General features: G+C 60.1%; 5 protein-coding genes and 1 pseudogene. 3 read left to right on the forward strand and 3 right to left on the reverse strand.

Annotated elements, in window-relative coordinates; all coding sequences use genetic code 11:
- The first annotated feature begins 761 nt into the window (after positions 1-761).
- Positions 762-2354 carry a flavin monoamine oxidase family protein gene (locus tag GSQ83_RS18280; RefSeq protein ID WP_216850339.1) on the forward strand — a complete coding sequence of 531 codons (1593 nt, stop codon included), beginning with the start codon at positions 762-764 and terminating at the stop codon, positions 2352-2354.
- Complete coding sequence (locus tag GSQ83_RS18285) at positions 2351-2761, forward strand: cytochrome c (RefSeq protein WP_254065773.1); 411 nt, start codon at positions 2351-2353, stop codon at positions 2759-2761. Before GSQ83_RS18280 ends, GSQ83_RS18285 begins: the two co-directional genes overlap by 4 nt.
- Before the next feature lie 278 nt (positions 2762-3039).
- Here the strand turns inward: GSQ83_RS18285 and GSQ83_RS18290 are convergent, their stop codons facing one another.
- Both GSQ83_RS18290 and GSQ83_RS18295 read right to left on the reverse strand, forming a co-directional pair.
- On the reverse strand, positions 3040-3948 hold the full coding sequence (locus GSQ83_RS18290; protein WP_216850340.1) for an alpha/beta fold hydrolase: 909 nt from the start codon (positions 3946-3948) through the stop codon (positions 3040-3042).
- Between the two features lie 42 nt (positions 3949-3990).
- Positions 3991-4449: a MarR family winged helix-turn-helix transcriptional regulator gene (locus GSQ83_RS18295; protein WP_158804335.1), complete on the reverse strand. Its 459-nt coding sequence runs from the start codon at positions 4447-4449 to the stop codon at positions 3991-3993.
- Positions 4450-4625: 176 nt separating this feature from the next.
- Between GSQ83_RS18295 and GSQ83_RS18300 the strand changes: the two are divergent.
- Positions 4626-5117 (forward strand): annotated as a pseudogene (locus GSQ83_RS18300) (IS5 family transposase); the annotation flags it as partial.
- 390 nt (positions 5118-5507) lie between these two features.
- Here GSQ83_RS18300 and GSQ83_RS18305 read toward each other — a convergent pair.
- Positions 5508-6036, reverse strand: a 529-nt coding sequence (locus tag GSQ83_RS18305; protein WP_371418038.1) for a tetratricopeptide repeat protein, incomplete at its 5' end; no start/stop codon positions are given.

The raw sequence follows: 6036 nt of genomic DNA on the forward strand, positions 1-6036 counted from the left end.
CCCGGCTGGACGTGTCCGAGGCCATGATCCATGTCGCCATGGGAAGCCTGCTTTTACGCCGGATCGCCCATGACTGACCTTTCTCAAACGGACTGTCAAGACAGAGGTGGCGCGATCATAAATTTGGGTAGCATCGCCTCAGACCGGCGGCCACTTCAGGGCATGCATGGTGCCTCGAAGCACGCGATTAAAGGGATTGCCGATGTTTTCTGAATAGAGCTGGGACTAGAGGGGTTCCGAACTCGCTGACGCTCATCAAGCCGGCATCGATTAATACGCCATTTCCGAAATATGCCAAAAACTACTTCAACCAAGAAATAGCTACTGCCGCCGTTCCGGGCGCGCTGCGCCATGTGAAGAATCCGGACGGCACGCCGCTTGTAGGGGCAAGCGCGTGACCAGCTCTACCGATGGCGAGGAAGGAGGTGTCGGCCTCACAAAGTCGCTTCCTTCCTCGTCGAGGACGAGCTTATCTCCCCAGGGCCAGGTTTGAGAAGACCGTGGAGTGGAGCTATGTCGTTCAAAATGGGACGCTGATTGCCGGCCAGAACCGGCATTTTCGGCGCCTGCCGCGAAGATGCCGCTCGAAGCGCTTGCGGAGTAGGAGTTTGGGGCGGAGGCGCGCGAGGTGTTCGCCTCCGCTGACCCCGGTTCTTCGACCTATCGGAAGACCGGGTGCGGCGATCGCGCGGAAGGTCGAAGAATTGAACTTGCGCGGGCATGGCTGTTAGGTTGCGACGTACGCAACACGAAGGTTCCCTATGACTCAAGCCGAGACACCGCCCATGCGGCGACGCGACTTGCTGTCGCTCATTGGCGCCGCGGCTGGCAGCTCGGCGCTGTTGCTGGCGATGACCAATCTTGGTCATGCGCAGGAATCGGATTACGCCGGGCCGATCACACTCTCAGGCGATCCGAAAGGCGCGTCCGTCTTGATCCTCGGTGCCGGCCTCGCCGGCATGGTGGCGGCGCTCGAGCTGCGCAAGGCGGGTTACCGCGTGCAAGTGTTGGAATATAATGGCCGCGTCGGCGGCCGCACCTGGACGATCCGCGGCGGTGATCGTTTTACTGAGTTGGGGGGCGCCAGGCAGGACTGTGGCTTTGACCACGGCCTTTATCTCAATCCCGGCCCCTGGCGCATTCCCTACCACCATCGGGCGCTGCTTGATTATTGCAAGCGTCTGGGTGTGGCCATGGAACCTTTCATTCAGGTCAACGCGAACGCGTATCTCCATAGCAAGGACGCCTTCGGCGGCCAGCCGCAGCGCTACCGCACGGTGCAGGCGGATTTCAGCGGCGCGGTCTCGGAAATGCTGGCCAAGGCCGTTAACGCCGATAAGCTCAACGCGCTCGTCTCCAAGGAAGACACCGAGGTGCTGCTCGCCGCTCTCCAGGATTGGGGCGCTCTCGATGACAGCTACGCCTATAAGGCCGGGCCCTACGCTAGCGAACGTCGCGGCTGGGGGAAGCCGCCCGGCGGCGGACTTTCGGCTGAGCCGATCGATTCTACTCCGCTGCGGCCGGCGGACTTGTTGCACTCGCATCTATGGCGCCGGCTAAGCGCCGGTTTGGATTATGACTATCAAACCACCTTGTTCCAGCCGGTGGGCGGCATGGACATGATCGCGAAGGCCTTCGCGCGCGAGGTCGGTGACCTCGTAAGGCTAAGCGCGCGGGTGACCGCAATCGCGCAAGATGAGGGCGGCGTGCATGTGACGTGGGAAAACACGGTGTCGAAGACCACGCAGCAGTCGCACGCGGATTGGTGTCTTTGCACCATCCCTCTCTCGGTGCTCAGTCAGATCGAGATGAGCGTGGGCGCCCCGATGGCTGCCGCCATCGCTGCCGTTCCCTACAGCGCCTCCGTCAAGATCGGCCTGCAATTCCACCGGCGGTTCTGGGAGACGGATGAGGCGATTTATGGTGGCATCAGTTACACCGATTTGCCGGTCAACATGATCGGCTATCCGGCCACCGGATATTTTGGCAGCGGCAAGGGTGTGCTGCTCGGCGCGTACGCTTTCGGCACCTACGCCTTCGAATTGGAATCTCTTAGCCCTGCTGAGCGAATCGGTAGGGCACTCGCCTTCGGTGCGCAGATCCACCCGCAGTATCCCGCTGAATTTGATAATGGCATGGCCGTAGCCTGGCATCGCGTGCCTTCTAACCTTGGCTGCTACGGGCAGTGGACGGATGCCGCGCGTAGCAGTCACTACCGCGATCTTTGCGCCATCGACGGCCGAATTCTTCTCGCCGGTGAGCATGCCTCTTATATCCCAGCCTGGCAGGAAGGTGCCGTCCTATCGTCTTTGGATGCGATCACGCGACTTCATGAGCGGGTGATGAAATCGTGAGGCGCGTCTGGATCGCGATGGTCATTATCGCTACACCGTCGGGCATCGATAGACCGGCCACGGCACAGACCTTCGGCAGCCCGATTCATTTCACGGAACAAGGTGGCGCGGCCGTCTATGGAAGCGTCTGTGCGGCCTGCCACATGCCGGATGGCCGCGGCGCTGAGGGGGCAGGGCGCTATCCGTCGCTCGCTCATAATATCCGGTTGCAGGAGCCCGGCTATCCGATCGCCATTATTTTGTGGGGGCAAGGCGCTATGCCTCCGTTTGCGCGCACGCTGTCAGATCAGCAGATCGCCGATGTCGTGGGCTATGTTCAGACGCATTTCGGTAACGCCTACCCGCAAGCGCCAACGCCCGCCGACGTCAAGACGGCGCGGCTCTCCAAGACTGATCAAACAAGATAAGCCGCACGGCGTTAGGTCTCAAGCCACCGGCGTCACGGCCCCCCTTGGCGGCTTCGCTCAACTAAAACCCGCCATCATCACGCTCTTCCGGGTCAAGATCGACGGGGGACCTGTCGTGGGAACATTGAGGAACGAGGCTGCTGGCGCCTTGACGGGGGCGGCAGTTTGAGCAAACGACGTGCTAGCGCTGATCGCCATAAAGAGGGTGGCGAGAATGCCCAGACCGCTGCGGCTGAACGATCCCGCTAGCCGAAAAGCTGAGCCCTGGGTTTTGCTCCTCACGACAGCATTTCCCGGGCGACAAGTGCCGGTTCGTCCATCTGCAGCCAATGGCCAGCCGGCAGGATGTGCAGCGATACGTTCTTAAAGTGCGACGCCCGGTCTCGGCCTACATCTGCGGTTATGTAGGGGTCGAACTCGCCCCAAATCACCTTGACCGGAACATCAATCACCTGGACTTCGGGGAGCCTGGTCGTGTTGCGCGCCAGTTCCGCGAAGAATTCTGACGCAAGTTGCATGAATGCCGGCCCGGAACTCGGCTGCCGGATGAAATTGTCGGCGATCAACGGGCCCGTGACAGCCGCAAACCGAGCCTGCTGGTTAGCCGGCAGGGACTCGCTAAACTCCTTTTGCTGCCAGCCGAGCAGCCAGCCGAACTGCGCCGGTTCCTGTCCAATCGCGCCGCTGAGCGCCTTCAGGCCATCGGTTGCGAACAACGTCACCAATTCGGGCCAACGAATCGCAACCGCATCGTCATAGGCTGAATTGAGGATGCAGAGCGCAGCAACGCGATCCGGATGGGCGAGGGTGAAGTTGATTCCCGCGGGACCGGAAGAATCGTGGACGACCGGGATGATGGCATCGAGTCCCAGCGCCGCAACCACAGCTTCAAGGTCACCGAGTTGCTGCGCGAAACTGTACTGGGCCCCCGCATGCTTGTCGGACTGACCGAAGCCCAGGAAGTCGAAGGTTACGACATGCCGGCCTGCAGCAGCGAGATATGGCACCAGCGCATCGTAAATTCCGAGGTTATCGGGAAAACCATGCATAAGCACGAAGGCCGGTCCGGCGCCCGCATAATCGCGGGCGTAGACGCTGCCATGGCCTCTTGGCACCCGATGCTCGACAAAGCCTGGCTTGTTATCGATCTGGCCATCGCCAGCGCCTGGGAACGGAGTTTCGGTCATTGCAAGCCCCTAAATTGTATATGCAACATTTTGGATAAATGGTCAGGCCCGTTCGGGCATATTCATGATGCCGTCGGCGATTTGCCTGATGGCAACCACGCCGCTTTGACCGATTGTGATTTTGGCCTGAGCTTGGCCCGCCCGCCAGGCCGGCACGACGGCGTGCAACAAATCCCGGCCGCTCTTCGTCAGCACGATTGAGCGTCCTCGCCCGCTAGAACCTTCCAAGGCTTCCTCAATCCACCCTTGGTTCAGCATAACCTGAAGGTTCCGTGTCAAGGTCGATCGATCTTGGTGGTGGTAACGACTGATCTCTGCACGAGTAGAAGGGCCTAGCTGTGCAATCACCACCAGCAATGCGAATTGCGATGAGTTCAGGCCGAATGGACGAAGCTCCTGATCATAGATCCCGGTGACGACGCGTGACACCAGTCGCGTCCGCATGAGGACACAGGCGTTGGCCATCTCGGCAATCTCAACAGCGTTGATGTCTGGTTTCATGCCTTCGTATGTTGCATATACAATCGTAAGTCAATTCCTTGAAGAGCTAGGTCCTTGGTCGCGCTGCACATGGTCAGCGATGCGGTCGTTCTCGCCCAGCATGAAAAGATGCCCGCCGGCTACCCGGCATTGGACGCCGGGGCAGGAGCCATCAGTATGGCTAAGCTCCGGTCTAAAAGCGCGGCCGCAAAATCAGCGTCGATCTGCGCGAAATGCTCAATGCGATCCGCTATATGGCGCGCAGCGGCGGTGGCTGGCGCATGCTGCCAACGAATTTCGGCCCGTGGCAAACCGTATACTGGTGGTTTCGACGGTTCGTGCGTCGGATGCTGTTCCAGACCATTCACGACGTGTCGCTGATGCTTGACCGGGAGCGTAGCGGACGTGAAGCCAGCCCGTCTGGTGGTGTGCTCGACAGCCAGACGGTGAAGGCGCCGAATGCCAAAGCGCGAGGATATGATGCCAATAAGAAGATCGTTGGCCGCAAACGTCATATCGCAGTCGATACCGACGGGCGGCTGTTGATGGTCAATCTGACCACGGCGGACATCTCCGACAGTGCCGGCGCAAGGCTCGTGCGCGACTATGAAACCCGGCTGGACGTGTCCGAGGCCATGATCCATGTTGCCATGGGAAGCCTGCTTTTACGCCGGATCGCCCATGACTGACCTTTCTCAAACGGACTGTCAGACAGTCCTGCCTCAACCACTTTGTTCTTCGTGTCCCTGCAGACACGCCATAAGAAACCTATCGCGCATCGACCGAGCTGCAGCGAAAGCGGCGATAATAGTTGCTTGTGCCGGGTTTCGTTCGCCTGGCATCCATCTCATGACCAGACGCCGTTTGCTTTTTAGGGCGGGTCGAGAAGGCTCATATCGAGCCCATGATGCACTTTGGGAGTTTGTTACCATGTCCAAATCGTGCGAGGAGGCTGGGTTGCCTTGAGCTAGGTTGACGCCGACCAGGAGCCAACGCCCTCGGCCTAGACCTTGGTCATTTGGGTGCCTTTGGTACCGAGGGTATCTATAAGGCCGCTACGCAGCTCATTGCTTAGTTTGTTATTCGGGCATTCCGGCGAGACGTAGGCACTTGGCAAAATGCTCGCGGTCATTCGCTCCCGCGAAGAGGGCCCTCCTGACGAGTTCCCCTATCGTCGCCTCCGGTTGAATCGCCAGGCACTTCGTCACCGAATCCCGAGTGCGTTCGGCAAGCCCCAGCTTCGCGCAACATCCCGCCATTATGGCAAGCGCTTCGGCGCTTGTTTGAGCGACCCGGTCGAATTCTGCCAAGGCCTCCACATATCGGTGCATCACGAATTGGGCGATCCCCTGGGCCGGCAGGTAAAAGGATGGCCCGAAATACGGGTCGATGCGTCGCGCTTGGCGCAGGTGCTCAAGTCCCTCTTCCGCGCGGCCTATCCGAGTAAGGAAAATACCAAGGTTGGCATTGTTCACCGGATTAGCCGGGTTGATCTCGACCGCGCGCTCCAAATGGCTCAGCGCTGCGCCGAAGCAGCGTCGGTCCGCGTAAAGGAAGCCGAGTGCCGAGTGGCTCGCGCTTTCACCGTCCGCGAGTTCGGCGCCGCGC

This window comes from Acidisoma sp. L85 (assembly GCF_009765865.1).
Classification (GTDB): Bacteria; Pseudomonadota; Alphaproteobacteria; order Acetobacterales; family Acetobacteraceae; genus Acidisoma.